This is a genomic window from Streptomyces sp. NPDC052036 (assembly GCF_040680495.1).
GTDB lineage: Bacteria > Actinomycetota > Actinomycetes > Streptomycetales > Streptomycetaceae > Streptomyces.
Window position 1 is genome coordinate 389,794 of sequence record NZ_JBFAWW010000001.1, and the last position, 22,061, is coordinate 411,854.

General features: G+C 71.2%; 16 protein-coding genes. 10 read left to right on the forward strand and 6 right to left on the reverse strand.

The features are described 5' to 3' along the window. Positions 1-165 precede the first annotated feature (165 nt). Both AB0L95_RS01960 and AB0L95_RS01965 read left to right on the forward strand, forming a co-directional pair. Positions 166-369: a cold-shock protein gene (locus AB0L95_RS01960; RefSeq protein ID WP_071365560.1), complete on the forward strand. Its 204-nt coding sequence runs from the start codon at positions 166-168 to the stop codon at positions 367-369. A gap of 87 nt (positions 370-456) precedes the next feature. Continuing rightward, positions 457-2,187 carry a DEAD/DEAH box helicase gene (locus AB0L95_RS01965; RefSeq protein ID WP_365155362.1) on the forward strand — a complete coding sequence of 577 codons (1,731 nt, stop codon included), beginning with the start codon at positions 457-459 and terminating at the stop codon, positions 2,185-2,187. Positions 2,188-2,340: 153 nt separating this feature from the next. Here AB0L95_RS01965 and AB0L95_RS01970 read toward each other — a convergent pair whose 3' ends face one another. The 4 genes from AB0L95_RS01970 to AB0L95_RS01985 all read right to left on the reverse strand — a co-directional run bounded on the left by AB0L95_RS01970 (position 2,341) and on the right by AB0L95_RS01985 (position 6,707). Next, the gene (locus tag AB0L95_RS01970) at positions 2,341-2,793 is read right to left on the reverse strand and encodes a YjfA family protein (RefSeq protein WP_365155365.1); all 453 of its coding nucleotides are present in this window, start codon (positions 2,791-2,793) and stop codon (positions 2,341-2,343) included. 123 nt (positions 2,794-2,916) lie between these two features. After that, on the reverse strand, positions 2,917-4,413 hold the full coding sequence (locus tag AB0L95_RS01975; RefSeq protein ID WP_365155368.1) for a cellulose-binding domain-containing protein: 1,497 nt from the start codon (positions 4,411-4,413) through the stop codon (positions 2,917-2,919). 226 nt (positions 4,414-4,639) lie between these two features. Next, on the reverse strand, positions 4,640-5,971 hold the full coding sequence (locus AB0L95_RS01980; RefSeq protein ID WP_365155371.1) for a radical SAM protein: 1,332 nt from the start codon (positions 5,969-5,971) through the stop codon (positions 4,640-4,642). A gap of 58 nt (positions 5,972-6,029) precedes the next feature. Next, the gene (locus AB0L95_RS01985; RefSeq protein WP_365155373.1) at positions 6,030-6,707 is read right to left on the reverse strand and encodes a pyridoxamine 5'-phosphate oxidase family protein; all 678 of its coding nucleotides are present in this window, start codon (positions 6,705-6,707) and stop codon (positions 6,030-6,032) included. Between the two features lie 87 nt (positions 6,708-6,794). Here AB0L95_RS01985 and AB0L95_RS01990 point away from each other — a divergent pair, with 87 nt between their 5' ends. From AB0L95_RS01990 to AB0L95_RS02000, 3 genes are all read left to right on the forward strand, one after another. Further along, the gene (locus AB0L95_RS01990; protein WP_365155376.1) at positions 6,795-8,054 is read left to right on the forward strand and encodes a D-arabinono-1,4-lactone oxidase; all 1,260 of its coding nucleotides are present in this window, start codon (positions 6,795-6,797) and stop codon (positions 8,052-8,054) included. Between the two features lie 157 nt (positions 8,055-8,211). Further along, positions 8,212-9,465, forward strand: a complete 1,254-nt coding sequence (locus tag AB0L95_RS01995; RefSeq protein WP_365155379.1) for an ROK family transcriptional regulator — start codon at positions 8,212-8,214, stop codon at positions 9,463-9,465. A gap of 50 nt (positions 9,466-9,515) precedes the next feature. Further along, complete coding sequence (locus tag AB0L95_RS02000) at positions 9,516-12,437, forward strand: glycoside hydrolase family 2 TIM barrel-domain containing protein (protein WP_365155381.1); 2,922 nt, start codon at positions 9,516-9,518, stop codon at positions 12,435-12,437. A 38-nt stretch (positions 12,438-12,475) separates the two neighbouring features. On the opposite strand, the gene AB0L95_RS02005 is transcribed toward AB0L95_RS02000, so the two are convergent. Both AB0L95_RS02005 and AB0L95_RS02010 read right to left on the reverse strand, forming a co-directional pair. Next, complete coding sequence (locus AB0L95_RS02005) at positions 12,476-13,708, reverse strand: MFS transporter (RefSeq protein WP_365155384.1); 1,233 nt, start codon at positions 13,706-13,708, stop codon at positions 12,476-12,478. A 103-nt stretch (positions 13,709-13,811) separates the two neighbouring features. Continuing rightward, on the reverse strand, positions 13,812-14,402 hold the full coding sequence (locus AB0L95_RS02010; RefSeq protein ID WP_365155387.1) for an ATP-binding protein: 591 nt from the start codon (positions 14,400-14,402) through the stop codon (positions 13,812-13,814). On the opposite strand from AB0L95_RS02010, the gene AB0L95_RS02015 reads away from it, so the two are divergent. The 5 genes from AB0L95_RS02015 (at position 14,401) to AB0L95_RS02035 (ending at position 21,734) form a co-directional block, all read left to right on the forward strand. After that, positions 14,401-15,237: a helix-turn-helix transcriptional regulator gene (locus AB0L95_RS02015; RefSeq protein ID WP_365155390.1), complete on the forward strand. Its 837-nt coding sequence runs from the start codon at positions 14,401-14,403 to the stop codon at positions 15,235-15,237. The two genes, AB0L95_RS02010 and AB0L95_RS02015, sit on opposite strands and share 2 nt — an antisense overlap. Continuing rightward, entirely contained in the window at positions 15,234-15,434 is a 201-nt protein-coding gene (locus AB0L95_RS02020) for a DUF397 domain-containing protein (RefSeq protein ID WP_365155393.1), read from the forward strand. The genes AB0L95_RS02015 and AB0L95_RS02020 overlap by 4 nt, the downstream gene beginning before the upstream one ends. Before the next feature lie 45 nt (positions 15,435-15,479). Then, positions 15,480-16,076, forward strand: a complete 597-nt coding sequence (locus AB0L95_RS02025; RefSeq protein ID WP_365155396.1) for a TetR-like C-terminal domain-containing protein — start codon at positions 15,480-15,482, stop codon at positions 16,074-16,076. Next, positions 16,069-16,848, forward strand: a complete 780-nt coding sequence (locus AB0L95_RS02030; protein ID WP_365155398.1) for an alpha/beta hydrolase — start codon at positions 16,069-16,071, stop codon at positions 16,846-16,848. The genes AB0L95_RS02025 and AB0L95_RS02030 overlap by 8 nt, the downstream gene beginning before the upstream one ends. A 602-nt stretch (positions 16,849-17,450) precedes the next feature. Further along, complete coding sequence (locus AB0L95_RS02035; protein WP_365155401.1) at positions 17,451-21,734, forward strand: HAMP domain-containing protein; 4,284 nt, start codon at positions 17,451-17,453, stop codon at positions 21,732-21,734. Positions 21,735-22,061 lie beyond the last annotated feature (327 nt).

Sequence of the window (22,061 nt, forward strand, 5' to 3'; positions counted from 1 at the left end):
GCCACGTGATCCACCGCGGACCGCCGAGCTGTGCTAAGGTCTCGGCGTTGCAGTTGTGGTACCCATGAACCTATGTGCGCCTGACGGGAATGTTCCGCCTTCAGGCGCATTATTTGTTTTCCGGCATCTCCGGATGGGGCCTCTGCCTACAGATCGGAGAAAGTCATGGCACAGGGAACCGTGAAGTGGTTCAACGCCGAAAAGGGTTTCGGCTTCATCCAGCAGGACGGCGGCGGCCCCGACGTCTTCGCCCACTACTCGAACATCGCGACCCAGGGCTTCCGTGAGCTCCAGGAGGGCCAGCGGGTCTCCTTCGACGTCACGCAGGGCCAGAAGGGCCCGCAGGCGGAGAACATCATCCCCGCCTGATTGCCGGGCGCGTATCCGCTCACCGGGGTCCGCACCACCATGGTGCGGACCCCGGTTTGTGCTGTTTCCAGGAAGGCAGATAACCGAATGTCCCGCAGGCCCCAGAAGTCGAACCGGCGCGCCTCGTCACCGTCACCGTCCGCGTCGTCGCCGAGGGAATTCCGGCTGCCGGAAAGCACGACACCCGCACTTCCCCCCGTCGAGGACTTCGCCGGTCTGGACATGCCCGCGGGACTGCTGAAGACCCTCACCGCGCAAGGCGTCACCACCCCTTTCCCCATCCAGGCCGCCACGCTGCCCAACTCGCTGGCCGGCCGTGATCTGCTGGGACGGGGACGCACCGGCTCCGGCAAGACCCTCGCGTTCGGGCTTGCGCTCCTGGCCCGCACGGCCGGACTGCGTGCGGAGCCCAAGGCCCCCCTCGCCCTTGTGCTGGTGCCCACCCGTGAACTCGCCCAGCAGGTGACCGACGCGCTGACCCCCTATGCGACGGCGGTGAACCTCAGGCTGGCCACCGTGGTCGGCGGGCTGTCCATCACCAAGCAGGCCGCTGCGCTCCGGCGCGGCACCGAGGTGCTCGTGGCGACCCCCGGCCGGCTCAACGACCTGGTGGCGCAGGGTGACTGCGTGCTCGGCAGCGTACGCATCACGGTGCTGGACGAAGCCGACCAGATGACCGACATGGGCTTCCTGCCGCAGATCACCAAGCTGATCCAGCAAGTACGGCCCGACGGGCAGCGCATGCTCTTCTCGGCCACCCTGGACCGCAACATCGACCGCCTGGTGCAGCGGTTCCTGACCGACCCCGTGGTGCACTCCGTGGACCCGTCCGCGGGGGCGGTGACCACCATGGAGCACCACGTGCTCCACGTCCAGGACGAGACCGACAAGAAGGCGGTCACCACGCGCATCGCCGCCCGTGACGGCCGGGTCATCCTGTTCCTCGATACCAAGAGGTCCGCCGACCGGCTCACCAAGCGGCTCCTGGCCGTCGGTGTCCGCGCCGCGGCACTGCACGGAGGCCGCTCCCAGCCCCAGCGCAACCGCACCCTGGAACAGTTCAAGAACGGTCAGGTCACCGCGCTGGTGGCGACGAACGTCGCGGCCCGGGGCATACACGTCGACGACCTCGACCTCGTCGTGAACGTCGATCCCCCCGCCGACCACAAGGACTACGTCCACCGAGGCGGACGCACGGCCCGCGCCGGCGGCACGGGCAGCGTGGTCACCCTGGTCCTGCCCGACCAGAAGCGGGACGTCACCCGGCTCATGTCGGACGCGGGCATCCGCCCCCGCACGGCCCAGATCAAGTCGAGCGACGCGGAACTGGCCGCCATCACCGGCGCCCGCGAGCCGTCCGGCGTGCCCGTCACCATCGAGGTCCCCCAGCCGGCCACGCCGACGACGTCCCGCCCGGACCGGAAGGCCGGCAGCGAGCGCAGCAGGCGGTCCGGCCGCCGCGTCCGAAACGGCGGCGGGCCCGGAACGGCGACAGGTGCTGCCACCGGTACGGGTGGCCGTGGCTCGGACCGCCGGGCCGCCGCCGGGACGGCAGCGGCTGGTGGTACCTCCGCAACCGGCGGGCGCGGCTCCGCCCGCCGTGCGGGAGCCGCCGGGGCCACGGGGAGTGCCGGGGGTGCGGGCGGCCGGGGTTCCGACCGCCGAGCCGCGCCCGGTGCGGCGACCGGCACCGCATCCGGCAAGGATGCCCGCAGGTCCCGCCCGCGAGCGGCGGCCGGCGGAGCCACGGGCGGCGCTGCCGGCACCGGCGGCCGCGGCGCCGACCGCCGAGGCGGCCGCCGCACGTCGGCCGACTAGTGCGGCATCAGGCACCACTTCCCCCTGTTGATCACCTCGCTTAGGCGTCGGGGCCCGATCGGCACAGGGAGCGCACTCAGGGGCGCCCGCGAGCGGGCGCCCCTGATGTTTCCTTGTCGAACCTGCTCAGCAGGAGTTGATGCGCCTCTCGTCTTACCAGGAGTCGGTGCACTTCTCGTCGAGAAGGACCCTGACGCACGCCTTGGCCGTCACTCCCATGTCATTCACCATCGGCGTATACACGTTGTCCGATGTGGTGATCACGCGGAGTTGGAAGCGCCCGCCGTCCCCTCGCACCGTCGCGACATCGCCCGGCTGCCCGTTCCAGAGTTGGGCCCAAGCCGCTCGGCAGGTCTCGCTGTACCGCAGTCGGATCACCCGGCCCTGGAACACCTCGTCGAAGACGGAGCGCGCGTCCGCACTGCAGCGAGTCGTGCGGGGATCCTGCCCCTCACACGTGGGGCCGTGACATGTCGGACTCGCGCTTGGTGCGGTCTGTGCTGAGGCAGGGACCGCTGTGGTGGTGACCGCCGCCGTTGCCGTCACCAGCAGTGCGGCGATCGGCAGTGCACGGTGCCGTGTCCTCGCCATGGCAGTACCTCCCATAGGGATTGCTCCCCGCCCGTGCGATCGCCGAGCAGGTTCGAACCCCCTGTGCAGGAACCTGATGACAGGTAGATCCAGGAGACACCGGCCGCCCGGCGCGTGCAACCGGAGTTGTCGTGAGGCTCAGCCGGTTGTCGAGCAGGCGGCGCCGTTCACCGTGAAAGCGCGGGGTTCGCCGTTGGTGCCGTGCCAGGTCGCGTTGAACCCCACGGCGAAGGTGCCGTTCGCGGCGACCTGCTTGTTGTAGTCGGCAGCGCGCGCGGTGACCTCGGAGCCGTCCTGGGTGTAGGCGCCGTCCCACATCTGGGTGATGTGCTGGCCGTCCCCGAAGGTCCAGTCGATGTGCCAGTCGTCGAGCGCCTTGGCCGAGGTGACCGTGACCGTGGCCTGGAAGCCCTCCGGCCACTCGTCGACGATGTCGTACTTCACCCGGCAGGTCGAAGGCGCGGGCGGGGCGGGAGCCGCCGACGCCGTGGTCGGGTCGGCCACCGGGCTCGTCGACTTCCCCTGGGGTTCGGTGTCGGAGTCACCGCTCTTGGGGGTGCTGCCCGAGCGGGCCGGGCGCGTGACGTGAGACGTGCCGGTCGGGGTGTGGCCCGGGGTCGTACCGAGGGGCGGCAAGGACGGCGTAGAGGCCGCGATCGCGCCCTCGGTCGGGTCGTTGCTCGCGCTCGCCCGCCCGCCCGAGTCGCCGAGTTGCATGAGCGAGACCGTCAGTGCGAGCGCGGACACGATCACGGCCGTGGCCAGGATCCCGGACCGGCCGATCCGGGGCCGCGTCACGGCGCCCACCGAGATGCCCCGGTCGCTGCCCGCGTCCGTGCGTCCTCCGATCAGCCCCGCTTCCGCGGCCCTGCGGCGCCGTTCCAGATAGGCGAGCCCGCCCCAGCCGATGACTCCGCTCGCCAGCGCGGCGGGCGTGCCACCGCCGTGCAGCCGCAGGCAGGCCGCGGCCTCCGCGCACTCCACGCAGGTGGCGAGGTGCCGCGAGAGGTCTCCGGGCGTGTCGGCGCCCGGGGAGCGGGTGACCGCGTCGAGGAGCCGGGCATAGGTGCGGCAGTCCGCGCCCATCGGGGTGTCGAGATGGTTGCGCCGGCAGCGGTCCCGGAACAGCGCCCGCACCTGGATGAGTTCCTGCGCGGCGGTCGCCGGGTCCAGGCCCAGCCGACGGCCCACGTCCGGCAGGGGCAGCGCCTCCACCTCCACCAGCCACAGCAGCGCCGCGTCCGGCTCCTGAAGGTCCTTCAGTCCGCGCAGGGCCAGCGGGCGCGTCAGGGGCGGGCCGGTGTACCGGGCGGCCTTCCCGGAGTTCAGCCACAGGCGCAGATCCGGATCGAGCAGATGTCCCTTGCCCTCGTCCTCCCAAGCCGCGGCGGTACTGCGGACCGCGGTGAGCAGCAGCGGGATCCGGGGCAGCCGCGGGGTGCGGCGCCCGCTGGTCCGCTCCTGGGCCTCGGCCTCACGTGCCTCATGGATGCCGCGGCTGAACGCCTCGGTGGCCAGGTGCCGGCCGGCCGACGACCCGGAGGTGCACAGGTCGGCGTACGACAGGACCGCGTCCCAGCACTCGGAGAACAGCGCCGCCTCGGCGGCGTCCTGAGGGGTCGGCAGGTCAGGCATGGCGGGCTCCTGCATCAACTGCTTCCACGAGCAAGGCCAACACACCTGTGATACAGGGGAGTTGGGGGCCGTCTGACGGCAGGGCCAGAGCCTTTCACGCCTCCCGCACAACTGACAAGCGGCGTTTTCAAATGCCATGGAAGGGCTTGCCTTCCGCCGAGTGGTACGCACACAGGCCCCGGCACGACTCATCGCGCCGGGGCCTGTGATGCGTTTGTGATGCGTGTTACGCGCGGGCTGGTTCCTCGGTCGTCTCCTGGGCCGGGAGGCTGTCCATGAACGAGCTGACGGAGAACACCGCGCGGCCCGGGCCGGGCGGGCCGTAGCCGGGCGGGGAGGACAGTCCGAAGTCGTCCATCGTGGCGCGGTAGGCCTCCAGCAGACGGATGTGGTACTCCAGCGGCGCGCCCTGCGGGTTGGCCTTGCCGAGCGGGGTCGTCGGCTCCGGGCACCAGGTGGTGAAGCGGGGCGTGATGCCGTGCGACATGAAGAAGCGCAGGCCCTCCGTGGTGGAGGCGATCGCCTCGTCGACGGTGGTGAAGCCGAAGGGTTCGGCCATCTCCACGCCCGCCACGAAGTTGGGGATCACGTTGCGCGCGCCGAAGACGTCCGCGGAGTCGAGGATCCGCCGGTGCCACTCGTCCCGGCCGACGTATCGCTCCTTGCCCGGGCAGTACAGCTCGAACAGACGCCGGTCCCACACCTCGAAGTTGGGGTGGTAGATCTGCACGCCGTAGTCCTTGAAGCGCTGTACGTCGGCCTTCGGCAGCGCCTGGGCGACGACCTTGCCGATCCAGCGGCCCGGGAAGCGCTCCTCGATGGCCTTGGCGTAGTGCCCGTAGAAGTCGGCCTCGTCCCGGCCCGCGACCTTGGACGTGATCGCGCCGCCGGTGAGGGTGTAGGCGGTGGACGCCTGCTGGGTGTCGTACCGGTCGATGATCTCCAGCGCCTCCAGGACCTCCTCGACGTCCTTCACACCGGTGTACGGGCGGCCGGCCGCCTTGTGCTGGCGCCAGTTGTGGTTGATGTCGCAGTACTGGCACTCCTCCTTGGCGCCGAAGTACTGGCAGACGCGAAAGACGGTGAGGTAGATGAGATAGCCCCACTGGATGGTGGGGGCCACCTCCATCACGGACTTCCCGTTGGAGAGGGTGTGCCGGTAGTACTCGGGCATGGGCGGCACGCCGACGTCCGCGATCCGCCGCCCGTCGAGGTAGAGGCCGAGCAGGCCGTCCTCGTCGGCGGCCACCCGGTAGGGCGAGGACGGGTTGACCCGTACGGAGACGACGGTCCGGCGCAGGTCGTAGGGGCCGCCGGTGAGGATGATCTCCTCGGGCGGGCGGCGCAGGGCCGCCTCGCCCAGCTCCGGCAGGGTGCCGTGGTCGAAGGAGAAGATGAAGTACGACTTCGGCTTGACCTCGCCGTTCTCGTTGTCCGAGAGGGCGGACGCGTCGAAGGCCACGCCTCCGCGGAGCAGGTCCTCTTTGAAGACGGCTTCCCGCGGCACGTGCGGGAAGCGCTCCATCAGATCCTCGACCAATGCGGTGCGGCTGCCCATCCCGTATCTCCTCCCGGCTCAGGCGTTCGGCTCCTCACGGTATGCCCCCGCCTGCGCGTCAGCCGTGCCGGGTCCCCTCGCGCCGCGCGATGTGTCCTGGTACGGCGATGTCCGGCGGCAGCCGGGGGTCCGGCACGGGCGCGCCCCACACCGAGGTGAGCGGCAGCTCACCGGCCCACAGGCCCAGCTCCGCGTCGGGCCCGTCGCCGTCGTCGGGGGCGCCTGTGCGGATCTTGACCGAGGCCTCTTCGAGGGACAGGGCGAGCAGGGTGGTGGCGGCCAGCTCCTTGCGGTTCGGCCGGCGGGCGTACGACCACTGCCCCGGGGTCGCGTGCTCGGTGAGCCGGCGCAGTCCCGCCAGCTTCTCCTCGGGGTCGGTGACGCGGCGGGGGACGCCGTGGATCACGGCGCTGCGGTAGTTCACCCCGTGCTCGAAGACGGACCGCGCGAGGACCAGCCCGTCGACGTGCGTGACGGTCACGCAGACGGGAGTGCCGCCGGTGAGGCTGCGGCTGGCGACCGAGCCGTGGAGGTAGAGCTGCTGGTCGTCGCGCCCGTACACGGTGGGCACGACCAGTGGCCGGCCGTCGACGACCACGCCGAGGTGGCAGACGAACCCCGCGTCGAGGATCGCGTGGAGATCGGCCCGCCGAAGGCTGCCCTGGTCGCGCAGGCGGCGGTGCGTCGTCAGCTCGGTCTGCGGGAGGGTGGCGGATAGCGGCGGAGGCTGCGTCATGACCAGCGAGGCTACCGATATAGGTTCGCCGGTGGATGCGCGGATGTGACGGCGGAGGTGGCTCGTGCCACGGGGAGGGACAACGAGATGACCGAGAGCGTGACCAACTGGGCGGGCAACATCACCTACGCCGCCAAGGAGCTGCACCGGCCGGGCTCGCTCGACGTGCTGAGAGCGCTGGTCGCCGCGCACGCGAAGGTGCGCGTCCTGGGCAGTGGGCACTCCTTCAACGACATCGCCGAACCGGGCGCCGACGGTGTGCTGGTCTCGCTGTCCGCGCTGCCGGCCGAGGTGGACGTGGACACCGCGGCCTGTACGGTACGGGTGGGCGGAGGTGTCCGGTACGCCGAACTGGCCCGGGTGGTGCACGAGCACGGGCTCGCCCTGCACAACATGGCGTCCCTGCCGCACATCTCGGTGGCGGGCTCGGTCGCCACCGGCACGCACGGCTCCGGGGTCGCCAACGGCTCGCTCGCGTCGGCCGTGCGCGAGGTGGAGCTGATCACGGCGAACGGGTCGACGCTGCGGATCGGGCGCGGGGAGCGCCGCTTCGACGGCGCGGTGACCGCGCTCGGGGCGCTCGGCGTGGTCAGCGCGCTCACCCTGGACCTGGAGCCGGACTTCCGTGTCGAGCAGCATGTGTTCACCGAACTCCCGCTGGCGGGGCTGGACTTCGAGAGCGTGGCGGCGTCGGCGTACAGCGTGAGTCTGTTCACCGACTGGCGCGCGCCGGGATTCCGGCAGGTGTGGCTGAAGCGGCGCACCGACCAGCCGCTGCCGGACCTCTCCTGGGCGCGGCCGGCCACCGAGGCGATGCACCCGGTGCCCGGCATGCCCGCGGTCAACTGCACCCGGCAGTTCGGCGTCCCCGGGCCCTGGCACGAGCGGCTTCCGCACTTCCGGGCGGACTTCATACCGAGCAGCGGCGCCGAGTTGCAGTCGGAGTATCTGCTGCCGCGCCCGCACGCGCTTGAGGCGCTGCACGCCCTGGACGCGATCCGTACGACGGTGGCGCCCGTGCTGCAGACCTGCGAGGTGCGCACGATCGCCGCCGACGCCCAGTGGCTGAGCCCCGCGTACGGGAGGGACTCGGTGGCGCTGCACTTCACCTGGGTCGAGGACACGGCGGCCGTGCTGCCGGTGGTGCGGCGGGTGGAGGAGGCACTCGACGCGTTCGAGGCCCGCCCGCACTGGGGCAAGGTGTTCACCGTGCCCGCGCGGACGCTCCACGCGCGCTACCCGCGGCTGGACGACTTCGCGGTGCTCGCGGCCGAGCTGGACCCGACGGGGAAGTTCCGCAACCGGTTCGTGGCGGACGTGCTGGGAGCGACCGGGACAACGCCCTGACCGCGGCCCCACCGCTCCTGGCTTCCCCTGTCCCGGCTTCGTAAAACCCCTTTCCTAACCCCTTGTAGAAACCCATCGGCGGTCATAGGCTCGCGCCGGGCCGCGCCGAGGTCGGAGCGGAGTCGCATCAAGCCAGGGGAAGTCGGGGGAAGGCCGGATGAAGCCGGGCACGTCGCGCGACATTCGTACCGCCAACCGGTACGAGGTGCTGCGTCAGATCATCGCCCGGTCGCCGACGTCCCGGCCGGAGCTGGCGGCCGTGACCGGGCTGAGTCTGCCCACGGTCGCCACGCTCGTCGGTGAACTGCTCGACCTCGGGATGCTGACCGAGGTCGGATTCGAGGAGTCGGCGGGCGGCCGGCCGCGCGGTCTGGTCGCGGTCAACGCGTCGGGGGGCGCCCTGATCGGCGTCGACCTGGCGGAGACATACGTCCGCGTCGAGCTGTTCGACCTGGCGCTGAACGTACTGGCCCGCGCCGACGAGGACATGGCGCCCGGCCGGACCCGCCCCGGCCAGGTCGTCGCCCAAGTGGCGGCGGCCGTGGACTCCGTGGTCGCGCGGGCCGGTGTGGAGGGCTCCCGGGTCCTGGGGACCGGCATCAGCGTGCCCGGTCAGGTCGACCGCGACCGGGGCGTGGCCGAGTACGCCGCGAACTGGGGCTGGCACGATGTGCCGCTGCTCGACCTGCTCGCGGAGCACATCGCCCATCCCTTGTATCTGGACAACCCGCTGCGTGCCAGCGTGGTGGCCGAGCTGTGGTTCGGCGCAGCCCGTGGGCGCGAGGACGCCGTGATCGTCAACCTGGGCACGGGCGTCGGTGCCGGGCTGGCGCTGGGCGGCCGACTTCACCGGGGTGTCAGCAACAGTGCGGGCGAGTGGGGCCATACGACGCTGGTGCTGGACGGGCGGCCGTGCCACTGCGGTGACCGGGGCTGTGTGGAGGCCTACGTCGGGGCACCCGGCATCATGCGGAACCTGCGGGAACTGAGCCCGGACAGCCCGCTGTTGCACCCAGGGGACCAGACCGCCACGATCGACGCCCTCGCCCGCGGGGCCGCCGGCGGGGATCCCGTCGCCCTCGACGTCGTCCGCGCCACCGCCCGTCACCTGGGTGCCGCGATCGCCGATCTGGTCAATCTGCTCAACCCCGAGGTGGTGGTGCTCAGCAGCTGGGTCGCGGCGACGCTCGGCGAACCGCTGCTGGCCGAGGTGCGTGCGGTCGTCGAACAGCACGCGCTCCGACGCCCGTTCACCGCCACCGAGATCGTCCTGTCCCCGATCCCCACCGACCCGGTGTGCCTCGGCGCCGCGACCTTCGCCCTCGAAGGCGCGCTCCAGCCGGCCGGCCCCGGCCGGAGAACCGGCCGGGGACCCGGCCCGCGCACCGCCCCCGCGAGAAGCCGCACCTGATCCTCATGGCCGTCACCGTCTCGATCCCGCACCGCTGAGCTAGGAGAACGATGACCTTCCGCCCCTCCCCCGAGCTCTCGTCCTCTCCCTCCTCGACCTCCTCTGCCTCCTCTGCTTCTTCTGCCGTCGGTTACGTCGAGGACGTCTCACCGGGCAGCGGCAGCCTGCCGCCGCGCGCGTGGTACGCGTCCTCGGACGCGTCCTCCCTCTCCCTGAACGGCAGTTGGCGCTTCCGTCCGGCGCCGACGGCGGACGCCCACGACGACTCGTTCGCCGAGCCCGGATACGACGCCGGGGACTGGGCGCAGCTTGCCGTACCCGGCCACTGGGTGCTCCAGGGCGACGGCTCCTTCGGGTCTCCCATCTACACCAACCACCTCTACCCCTTCCCGGTCGACCCGCCCCGCGTCCCGACCGAGAACCCCACTGGCGACCATCTGCGCCTGTTCGACCTGCCGGACGACTGGCCGTCGGACGGCGGGACGGTACTGCGCTTCGACGGCGTGGAGTCCTGCGCCCGGGTGTGGCTGAACGGCACCGACATCGGCGAGTTCAAGGGCTCCCGGCTGCCGCACGAGTTCGCTGTCGGACATCTGCTCCGGCCGCGCGGCAATGTGCTCGCGGTCCGGGTCCACCAGTGGTCCGCGGGCTCCTACCTGGAGGACCAGGACCAGTGGTGGCTGCCGGGCATCTTCCGGGACGTCACGCTGCTGCACCGCCCGGCGGGCGCCGTCCTCGACTTCTTCGTGCACTCCTCGTACGACCATCTGTCCGGCGAGGGCACGCTGAAGGTCGACTCGGACGTGGACGGCCAGGTCACCGTACCCGCCCTCGGTATCGATGTCGCCACCGGCGAGTCGGTGACCGTCCCCGTGGAGCCGTGGTCCGCGGAGAACCCCAGGCTCTACGACGGTGTGCTGGCCACCGAGGGCGAGCAGGTGCCCCTGCGGATCGGCTTCCGCACGGTCGCCCTCCAGGACGGTCTGATCAAGGTCAACGGCAGGCCGGTGCTCTTCAAGGGCGTCAACCGGCACGAGTGGCACCCCGAGAAGGGCCGCGCGCTCGACCTGGAGACCATGCGCGAGGATGTGCTGCTGATGAAGCGGCACAACATCAACGCCGTCCGCACCTCGCACTACCCGCCGCATCCCGCCTTCCTGGACCTGTGCGACGAGTTCGGCCTCTGGGTGATCGACGAATGCGACCTGGAGACCCACGGCTTCACCGAGCAGGCCTGGCGTGACAACCCGGTCGACGACGACCGCTGGACCCCGGCGCTGCTCGACCGGGCCGCCCGCATGGTCGAACGCGACAAGAACCACCCGTCGGTCGTCATCTGGTCCCTGGGCAACGAGGCCGGCACCGGGCGCGGACTGACGGCGATGGCCGAGTGGATCCACGACCGGGACAACTCCCGGCTCCTGCACTACGAGGGCGATCCGACCTGCCGCGACACGGACATGTACTCGCGGATGTACGCCTTCCACGACGAGGTGGAGCGGATCGGCCGGAGGCTGGACGGCGGCGGTCTCAAGCGGCGCGAACTCCCCTTCGTCCTCTGCGAGTACGGGCACGCCATGGGCAACGGGCCCGGCGGGATCGCCGACTACCAGCGGCTCTTCGAGACGTACGACCGGCTCCAGGGCGGCTTCATCTGGGAGTGGATCGACCACGGCATCAAGGACGGCCGGTACGGCTTCGCCTACGGCGGCGACTTCGGCGAGGAGCTGCACGACGGGAACTTCGTCTGCGACGGGCTGCTGTTCCCGGACCGCAGGCCCTCGCCGGGCCTGATCGAGTTCAAGAAGGTCATCGAGCCGGTCCGGATCGAGGGCGAGGGCCGCAGCGGCACGGTGCGGATCCACAACGGGCATGACGTCGTCGACCTCTCGGCACTCGCCTTCGAGTGGTCCTTCCAGGCGGACGGCGAGACCGTCGCGTCGGGTGCGCTGTCGGTGCCGGTGCTCGCGCCGGGCCAGTCAGCGGATGTGAAGCTGCCGGAGCCGCCCGATGTGCGGGGTGCCGAGACCCACTGGACAGTGCGGGCGGTGCTGGCCTCCGACACCGCGTGGGCGCCGACGGGACACGAGGTGGCGTGGGGTCAGTTCCCTGTGGCCCGGCGGCCGTCGGTACGGGTCGCCCCGGACCGGGCTCCCGTCGTCGCCGACGGCCGGATCACCCTCGGCCCGGCCACCTTCGACGCCCGCACGGGCGCGCCGAGGACCATCGGCGCGGTGGACCTGACCGGTCTGCGTCTGGATGTGTGGCGGGCCCCCACCGACAACGACGACGGCGCCTCCTGGCAGGGCGACCCCCGCTACGGTCTGCTGTGGCGGAAACTCGGCCTGCACCGGATGCGGCACCGGCTGGACGCCGTGGAGCCGGGCGACGACGCGCTGACCGTGGGGACGCGGGTCGCGCCCGCCGCCCGGGAGATCGGCCTCTCCACGGTCTACCGCTGGACCTCCGACGGGGACCGGCTGAGGCTGACCGTGTCCGTCGCGCCCGAGGGCGACTGGACGGTGCCGCTGCCCCGGCTCGGCATCCGGTTCGGACTGCCGGACTCGGCGGACCGCGTGCGGTGGTACGGCGGCGGGCCCGGCGAGGCGTACCCGGACACGAGGTCGGCCTCCCGGATCGGCCGCTGGGAGTCCACGGTCGACGAGCTCGGGACGCCGTACGTCAAACCGCAGGAGAACGGCGCCCGGCCCGATGTCCGCTGGGCCGAGATCGGCGGTCTCAGGATCGAGGGCGACCCGGAGTTCTGGTTCAGCGCACGGCGCTGGACGAACGAGGCGCTGGACGCGGCCGGGCACCTCACCGACCTCACCCCCGGCGACAGGGTGTGGGTGAACCTCGACCACGGCCAGCACGGCATCGGTTCCCAGTCGTGCGGCCCGGGACCGCTGCCGCAGTACTTCCTGCGGGTCGAGCCCGCGGAGTTCTCCTTCGTGTTCTCACCGGCCGGCTGACGGTATGGGTACGCCGTCCGGCGCTCCGCCCGGCCCCGTCAGGCGGCCTCCCCGGCGGCCTCCGGGCGGCGTACCCGTACCGGTGTGAACACGGCGAGGGCGGCGATGCACACACAGCACGCACCGGCCACCGCTCCCACCGCCGCGGTGCCCTGGCGCTGTGCGGCCCAGGTGAGCACGGCGGCACCGACGGGGGCCGCCGCGTAGTGGATCGTCCAGAACGTGGAGGTGACCCTGCCCAGCAGATGCTGGGGGGTCACCTCCTGGCGCAGGGACATGGAGCAGGTTCCCGCGGTGGCGGCGGCCCCGAAGAAGGCCGCGGTCAGCAGCGCCACGGCCGGTACGGCGCGCGCCCAGCCGACAGCGCCGAGCGCCAGGCCGCAGACGGCGACCGCGCCGATCCAGGTCGGCCCGAAACCGAGCCCGCGGCGCACCCGGGCCACCGACAGGGACCCGGCGATCGTCCCGAGCGCACCGACCGCGAGCACGGTGCCGACCGCGCCGTCGTTCTGGCCGAGGTCGTGCTTGAGGTGATAGATGATCAGGTCGTTCAGGCCCAGTTGAAGGAAGCTGAACAGGGACAGCAGCACGGTCAGGGTGCGCAGTACGGGGTGGTGCCACAGAAAGGACGCCCCGGTGAGCAGGTCCCGTCGCAACCGCTGCCGGGACGCCGCCGGCTCGGGCGGGGCGGCCTGCCCGAAACGCACGAAGACCAGGCACAGCGCCGACACGCCGAAGCTCGCCGCGTCCACCGCCACCGCGGCGACCGGGCCCGCCCAGGCCGCCACGACCCCCGCGCCCACCGGGCCGACGACGCCGGCCGCCGCGGCGGTCGCGTTCAGCCGCCCGTTGGCCGCGGTGATCCGCTCACCGCCGACCAGTTGGCGTACGACGGTGACGTACGCCACGGCGAACACCATGCCAACGGCCTCGGCCGACGGCAGCACGGCGTACAGCAGCCAGATCCGGGGCCCGGCGAGCCATACGAGCGGGATCAGCGCGTACAGCACCATGCGGACGAGGTCGCAGGCGACCAGCAGCTTTCTGCGGTCCATCCGGTCCACGACCACTCCGGCGAAGACCCCGGTCAGCACCGCGGCCGCCCCGCCGGCCGCGGTCAGCAGCCCCATCCGGGCGACGGACCCGGTGGCCTCCAGCACCAGCAGCGGCAGCGCGATCAGGGCGAAGGAGTCACCGAGCACCGAGAGGGTCTGCGCGGCCCAGAAGATCCCGAAGTCCCTGCTGCCCCGCCGCGCTCGCGTCCGCCCCACCGGCCAGGTCCCCCGCCCTCTGTGTCGCCGTGCCTGCCGCCCGGTACCGCCGGGCGGATGGACGGTCCATGGGTATCACCGGAGGGCGGCCCGGCCAACAGGATTACGGCCTGCGCACCCGCACCTGGGCCCACACCACCTTGTACGGGCGCCCCGGCCGCGGGTCCGCGCCCCAGCGCTCCGCGATCGCGGCGACGATCAGCAGCCCGTGCCCGTCCTCGCCGCCGGGCTCCCGCACCACGGGCAGCCGCTCGGTGCGCGCGTCGGACACTTCGACGCGTACGACGCCGTCGCGCAGCACCAGCCGTACACGGAAGTCACGACCCGGCACCCGGCCATGGCGCACGGCGTTGGCGGCCAGTTCGGCGACGACGAGCGTCACGTTCTCGCTCGGCTCGCTGTCGTACGGGAATCCCCAGACGTCCATCCGGTTCGCCACGAGCCGCCGCGCCAGCCGTGCGCCTCGCGGGGTACTGCTGAACAACTGGGTGAACGTACGTACGGTGACGGGGTCATGGAGCTGCGGGTCTGCGTGCATGGCCCAACCGTCGCCGGGCTCACGGCCGTCGCACCAGGTACGCCACTCGTACGCCGCGCACCGTACGGGTTCACCGAGTGGACAGTGCGGGTAACGGTCCGTGACCATGGGGGTCTTGGCGGGGTTGGCAGCAGTGCACTCGGGGGGTCCCGGCATGACCGACAGCACCATCGACACCACGAACGAGCCGGAGTCGTCCGACAGTCTGAAAGGCTTCGGAGCGGTCCACAAGGCCTTCCGCAAACGCGCGGGACTCACCCAGGAGGAGTACGCACCGCTCGTGCGGTATCAGCCGTCGACGGTCGCCTCGATCGAGCAGGGGCGGCGCTTCCCGCCGCGCGTGTTCGTGGAGCGCGCGGAAGAGGTGCTGGACGCGTTCGGGGCGCTGAAGGGCGCGTACAAGCATGTCGGGCGGGAGAAGGGGCTGGCGTCCTGGTTCCGGCAGTGGACGGAGCTGGAGGAGCAGGCGATCAGTCTGTACACGTTCGAGAATCGGTTGGTGCCGGGCTTGTTGCAGACCGAGGCGTATGCGCGGGTGCTCTTCGACGAGCAGGTGCCGGTCCTCACGGACTCTCAGATCGAGGCCCATCTTGCCGCGCGCGAGGAACGACAGCGCCTGTTGACCGACCGGACCGACGCGGCGTTCAGCTTCATCGTGGAGGAGTACGCCGTCCGACGGGCCACCGGCGGGCGGGACATCACGTGTGAGCTGATCGGCCACATGCTGGAGGTGACCAAGGCCCGCAACGTGGAACTCCAGTTGCTTCCCATGGCACTCGGCGCCCATGCGGGGCTGGCCGGTCCCATCCAACTGCTGGAGACCCCGGAGAACGAGTGGTTCGGATACTGCGAAGGGCAGCGAAGCGGCCAGTTCGTCGCGGACCCGAAAGCGATCAGTGTGCTCCACATGCGCTATGCGAAACTGCGCTCACAGGCTCTCTCCCCGGGCGAGTCCCGGAGCCTGCTCGAACGGATGCGAGGAGCGCTATGAGCACGACCGAACTGGCCTGGTTCAAGAGCAGCTACAGCAGTAGCGGTGACGGCGACTGCGTAGAAGTAGCCCTCCGCCCCACCACCATCCACGTCCGCGACTCCAAGAAGACCACCGGCCCCATGCTCGCCCTCTCCCCGGCCGCCTGGTCGGAGTTCGTGGGGTTCGTCGTGCACGGCCACGACCTCGTCTCCTAGGTGCGCTAGGCTCTTACCTAGGACCCCTAGGTAAGGAGCCCGTCCATGGCCCGTGCCGGGCTCACCGTCGAGCGGATCGTCGCGGCGGCCGCCGACCTCGCGGACGAGGCCGGCTTCGACAAGCTCACCCTGTCGGCCGTGGCGCGGCACTTCGGGGTGAAGGACGCGAGCCTGTACTCGCATGTCCGGAGCCTGGGCGAGCTGCGGGCCCGCCTCGCGCTGCGGGCGGGCGAGGAGATGATCGACGGCATCACGGCGGCCGTCGCGGGGCGGGCCGGCAAGGACGCGCTGGCCGCCTTCGCGGGCGCCTATCGGAAGTACGTCCTCGCACACCCGGGGCGCTACGCGGCCACCCAGATCCGGATCGACGACTCACTGCGCGCACTCGTCGCCGAGTCCGGCGCCCTGCGCCGCACCGCCGAGATCACCTACGGCATGCTCCGCGCCTACGGCCTCGACGAACCCGATCTCACCGACGCCGTCCGCCTGTTGCGCAGCACCTTCCACGGCTACTGCGCTTTGGAGGCCTCCGGCGGCTTCAACGACCCGAGGGACGTACAGGCGTCCTGGGACAAGGCCGTCGAGGCCCTGCACGCGGCATTGGAGCACTGGCCCCGCCAGAAGGAGAAGACCGATGGCTGACCTCTGCCACGACATCCGGGGCAACGGACCCGTGCTGCTGGTCGTTCCCGGCGGCGCGGGGCACCCCATGGGGCTCGACGCGCTGACGGCCGATCTGGCCGGGCACTTCACCGTGGTGACGTACGACCCTCTCGGGCTCGCCCACGGTCGCCTCGGCCTGCCTGTCGCGGAGCAGCGGGTGGAGGCATGGAGCGACGGCGCACGCCGTGTGCTCGACGAGGTGCTGCCGGACGGCGAGTCGGCGTACGTCCTCGGCTTCAGCTCGGGCGGTATCGCCGTACTCGATCTGCTCGCCCGCCATCCGGAACGGCTGCGGCACGTCATCGCGCACGAGCCGCCGGTGGTGCGGGTCCTGTCGGACGCCGAGCGACAGTCGGCGATGTTCGCGGAGGTGTACGACACCTATCGCACCGCCGGTCTCGCGGCGGCCGGAGCCCGTCTCGCCGCCGGCCTGGCGGGCACGCCCGCCACTCCGCCCGAGAGCGGGCAGCCGCTGTCCGCCGAGGGGGAGTTGAGCAGCCCCATGGCCCTCTTCCTGACCCGCGTCCTGACCCGGTTCACCGCGTACCTGCCGGACCTGGACGCCTTGAGGCCGGCGCCGCTGACTCTGGCGGCGGGGGCGGATTCCCGCGGCGGGCCGCTGCACCGGACCGCCTCCGTGGCGGCCGAGCTGACCGGGAGCCGTTTCGCCGAGTTCCCCGGCGGGCATCTGGGGGCGGCCGAGCATCCCCGGGAGTTCGCGGCGAACGTGCTGGCCGCGCTGCGTGGCTGACCGGGTGGGACCTGGAGCGCCCCGGTTCCGGTCGGGACGCCCCAGGGGCTTACGGGCGGGGGCGCGCGGCCGGCGCGCCCACCCCGCGCGTCAGGGTCTCACGGCCAAGGTGAACGACCCTCCGGTATCAAATCCTGCGCCACCGGCGCGTCCCGCACCAGACCCGCGTACCCCGTCACCCTGGCGCCTCTCCCGTGGGGAACGAGAATGCGGCGTTCGAGATCCCGTACCGCATCTCCGGTTCCGAACATCGAAACGGTAGGTGCGCGTCACCAGGAGGTCAACGGGGCGTCAGAGACCGGACGGAAACCGCTTGCAGAAACAGCTGGACGCCGGATCGTCAGAGCGTGAGGACCGCCCTGTCGCGCGCCCGGCCCCGCACCGGTATACCCCCTTCAGGGGGGTCCGATGCGGCGAGCGGGATCTTTGCGAGAGACTTTGGTTGTCACACGACAACTGAGTTAACCTGCGACGGATTTTCTCATCTGGCAGATTCTGTGAACTACCGAAGCGCGGGGGCGGCAAATGGGACCGTTCGCGGGCCCGGGCGCGGTTCCGAGTCCTCGGCGCGAGGACTCCTGGGGAGCGGAACGAGGGTGCGCATGACCAGCAGGACAACCGGGACCGCCCAGCGGACTCCGGGTGACCAGGAGCTGCGGCAGCTGCTGGCCGGGCTGACCGCCGTACGCGACGGCGACTTCGGCACACGGCTGCCGACCGACGGAGAGGGCCTGCTCGGCGACATCGCCACCGTCTTCAACGGGATGGTGGACCAGTTGTCCGTGTTCACCTCCGAGGTGACGCGGGTGGCGCGCGAGGTGGGCACCGAAGGGACGCTGGGCGGTCAGGCGGAGGTGCCCGGGGTCTCCGGCACCTGGGCCGATCTGACCGATTCCGTCAACGCCATGGCCGGCAATCTGACCACCCAGGTGCGGGACATCGCGCAGGTGGCGACGGCGGTGGCCAAGGGAGATCTGTCGCAGAAGATCGACGTGCCCGCGCGCGGCGAGATCCTCCAGCTGAAGGAGACCGTCAACACGATGGTCGACCAGCTCTCCGCCTTCGCCGACGAAGTCACCCGCGTCGCCCGCGAGGTGGGCAGCGAGGGGCGGCTCGGCGGGCAGGCCCAGGTGCCCGGCGTCGGTGGTGTCTGGCGCGATCTGACCGACTCCGTCAACTTCATGGCGGGCAACCTCACCGCCCAGGTCCGCAACGTCGCCCAGGTGACGACCGCCGTCGCCGAAGGCGACCTCTCCCAGAAGATCACCGTCGACGCCCGCGGCGAGATCCTCGAACTCAAGAACACCATCAACACGATGGTCGACCAGCTCTCCGCCTTCGCCGACGAAGTCACCCGCGTCGCCCGCGAGGTCGGCACCGAGGGGCGGCTCGGCGGACAGGCCGACGTCAAGGGTGTCAAAGGCACCTGGCGCGATCTGACCGACTCCGTCAACTTCATGGCGGGCAACCTCACCGCCCAGGTCCGCAACGTCGCCCAGGTGGCCACCGCGGTCGCCCAGGGCGACCTGTCCCAGACGATCACGGTCGACGCCCGCGGCGAGATCCTCGAACTCAAGAACACCATCAACACGATGGTCGACCAGCTCTCCGCCTTCGCCGACGAGGTCACCCGTGTCGCCCGCGAGGTCGGCACCGAGGGCAACCTCGGCGGACAGGCCATCGTCCGGGGTGTGTCGGGGACCTGGAAGGACCTGACGGACAACGTCAATGTGATGGCGTCCAATCTGACCGGTCAGGTCCGCTCCATCGCCCAGGTCGCCACCGCCGTGGCGCGCGGCGATCTGTCGCAGAAGATCACGGTCGAGGCGAAGGGCGAGGTCGCGGCTCTCGCGGACGTCATCAACACGATGGTCGACACGCTGTCCGCGTTCGCCGACGAGGTCACCCGCGTGGCCCGTGAGGTGGGCACCGAGGGGCGGCTCGGCGGGCAGGCGCACGTGCCCAATGTGGCGGGCACCTGGAAGGACCTCACCGACAACGTCAACTCGATGGCCAACAACCTCACCGGCCAGGTGCGCAACATCGCGCTGGTGACGACCGCGGTGGCGGGCGGCGACCTGTCGAAGAAGATCGACGTCGACGCCCGGGGCGAGATCCTGGAGCTCAAGACCACCATCAACACGATGGTGGACCAGCTGTCGTCGTTCGCCGCCGAGGTCACCCGGGTGGCGCGGGAGGTCGGCAGCGAGGGGCGGCTCGGCGGACAGGCCGAGGTCGAGGGCGTCGAGGGCACCTGGAAGCGGCTGACCGAGAACGTCAACGAGCTGGCCGGGAACCTGACCCGGCAGGTACGCGCGATCGCCGAGGTCGCGAGCGCGGTCGCGGAGGGCGATCTGACCCGGTCGATCACCGTGGAGGCCTCCGGCGAGGTCGCCGAGCTGAAGGACAACATCAACTCCATGGTCGAGTCCCTGCGCGAGACCACGCGGGCCAACCAGGAGCAGGACTGGCTCAAGACCAACCTGGCCCGGATCTCCGGGCTGATGCAGGGCCACCGGGAGCTGCCGGTCGTCGCCGAGCTGATCATGGACGAGCTGTCGCCCCTGGTGTCCGCCCAGTACGGCGCCTTCTACCTCGCGGAGGACACCGAACGCGGGCCCGAACTGTGGCTGGTGGGCTCCTACGGCTACCCCGACGACAAGGACCGCCCCGCCCGTATCCCCGTCGGCCGCTCACTGGTCGGCCAGGCCGCCCGTAACCACCGCGCCATCAGCGTGGAGGAGCTTCCCCCCGGATACGTGACCATCTCCTCGGGGCTCGGCCAGGCGGTGCCGAGCGCCCTGATGGTCCTGCCCATCGTGGTCGAGGACCAGGTGCTCGGTGTGATCGAGCTGGCCTCGGTCACCCGCTTCACCCAGATCCACCAGGACTTCCTGGGCCAGTTGATGCCGAGCATCGGCGTCAACCTCAACACCATCGTCGCCAACGCCCGCACCGACGAACTGCTGGAGGAGTCCCAGCGGCTGACCGCCGAACTCCAGGCCCGCTCCGAGGAGTTGCAGGTCCAGCAGGACGAGTTGCAGCGCTCCAACGCCGAGCTGGAGGAGAAGGCGTCCCTGCTGGCCTCGCAGAACCGCGACATCGAGGCCAAGAACCTCCAGATCGAACAGGCCCGGCAGGAACTGGAGACCCGTGCCCAGGAGCTGGCGCTGGCCTCCAAGTACAAGTCGGAGTTCCTGGCGAACATGAGCCATGAGCTGCGCACCCCGCTGAACAGCCTGCTCATCCTGGCCCAGCTGCTCGCGCAGAACCCCTCGCGCAACCTCACCCCGAAGCAGGTCGAGTACGCGGGCATCATCCACTCCGCGGGCTCCGATCTGCTCCAGCTGATCAACGACATCCTCGATCTGTCGAAGGTCGAGGCGGGCAAGATGGACGTCAGCCCGGAGCGGGTCTCGCTGCGGCAGCTGCTGGAGTACGTCGAGGCGACGTTCCGTCCGATGACGACGCAGAAGAGCCTGGAGTTCACGGTCACCACGGCTCCGGGCGCCCCCGCCGACCTGCTCACCGACGACTCCCGGCTGCGTCAGATCCTGCGCAACCTGCTGTCGAACGCGGTCAAGTTCACCGAGCAGGGAAGCGTCGGGCTGCGGATCGAGCCGGCCGCCGGCAAGGAGGTTCCCGAGGGGGTCGTCCGCGGCGGGACCGTCGTGGCCTTCCGGGTGAAGGACACCGGCATCGGCATCCCCCAGCAGCAACTGGAGACGATCTTCGGGGCGTTCCAGCAGGCGGACGGGACGACGAGCCGCAAGTACGGCGGCACCGGCCTCGGTCTGTCGATCACCCGGGAGATCGCCCACCTGCTCGGCGGTGCCGTCACGGTCGACAGCACGCCGGGGCAGGGCAGCACCTTCACGCTCTATCTGCCCGTGGCACGCGCCGACTTCGAGGAACTGATGGACGGCGCCGGCCGGGCGGCGGAGCAGACCGGCCTCATGATGCCCGCCGAGGTGCTGCCCGCGCCGGGTCCGGACTTCTCCGTCCCCCTGGCGGTGCCGGGACAGCGCAGGCGCCGGCTGCTGGTCGTGGAGGAGCGTCCGCGCGGTCTGCTCACCCTGGTCGCGGAGAGCGCGGTGGCGGACATCGCGCACGATCACGACAGCGGCGACACACACGGCGCCATCGACATCATCACCGCCATCGGGGCGCAGGAGGCGGCGAGCGCGCTGGCCGCCGAGCCGTGCCACTGCGTCGTCCTCGAACTCGGTATGCCGGGCGAGGAGGCGTCACGCCTCCTGGAGGCCATGGGGGGCGACACCGCGCTGGCGAGCGTCCCCGTGCTCGTGCACAGCGGCCACCGGGTGGACCTGTCCCAGGAGCATGCCCTGCAGTCCCGTTCGGGGGGCCGGCCGCTGGAATTCCTGTCCAGTCTGGACGAGCTGCGCGAGCACATCACCCTGCACCTGTCCGCCGAGGAACCGGGGGACGTACTGTCCCTGGTCCGTGCCGAGGAGCCGCAGCACACCGCCGCGCAGCCCGTGGACGACGCGTTCCTCGGTCGTACGCTGCTCGTGGTCGACGACGACGCGCGCAACCTCTTCGCGCTGAGCGGGATCCTGGAGCTGCACGGCTTCCGGGTGCTGCACGCGGAGAACGGCCGCAAGGGCATCGAGACGCTGCTCGCCCATCCCGACATCGCGTTGGTCCTGATGGACGTGATGATGCCGGAGATGGACGGGTACGCCGCCACGGCCGAGATCCGTACGATGCCGCGGTACGCGGACCTGCCCATCATCGCCGTCACCGCGAAGGCGATGCCGGGCGACCAGGAGAAGAGCCTCGCGTCGGGGGCGAACGACTACGTCACCAAGCCCGTCGACACACATGACCTCATCGCCCGCGTCCGGCGCTGGCTGCCCGTCTGACCGGGGCGCCCGCTGTGCGCACCAGCCGACCGGGCGCCTGCCGGCGCCCTCCGTGTGCGTCTTAGGACGTCCCAGCCGAGGAACAGGCCAACCGTGAGCAACCCCCCACAGCCCCCCGAGCGGCCCGCCCCGAGTCCGACCGGCACCGGGTCGTCGGAGCGGCCGGATCCGACGCCCCGGCCTCCGGCGGCCGCGGAGGCCACCGGCCCCCACCCGCCCGCTGCCGGTCCGGGCGCTGTGATTCCGCCCGCCGCGGGTCCGGGCGGCTCGGGGGTTCCTGTGGTCGATCCGGACAGCCCTGTAGCCGGCCCGGCCGGGATCCCGCAG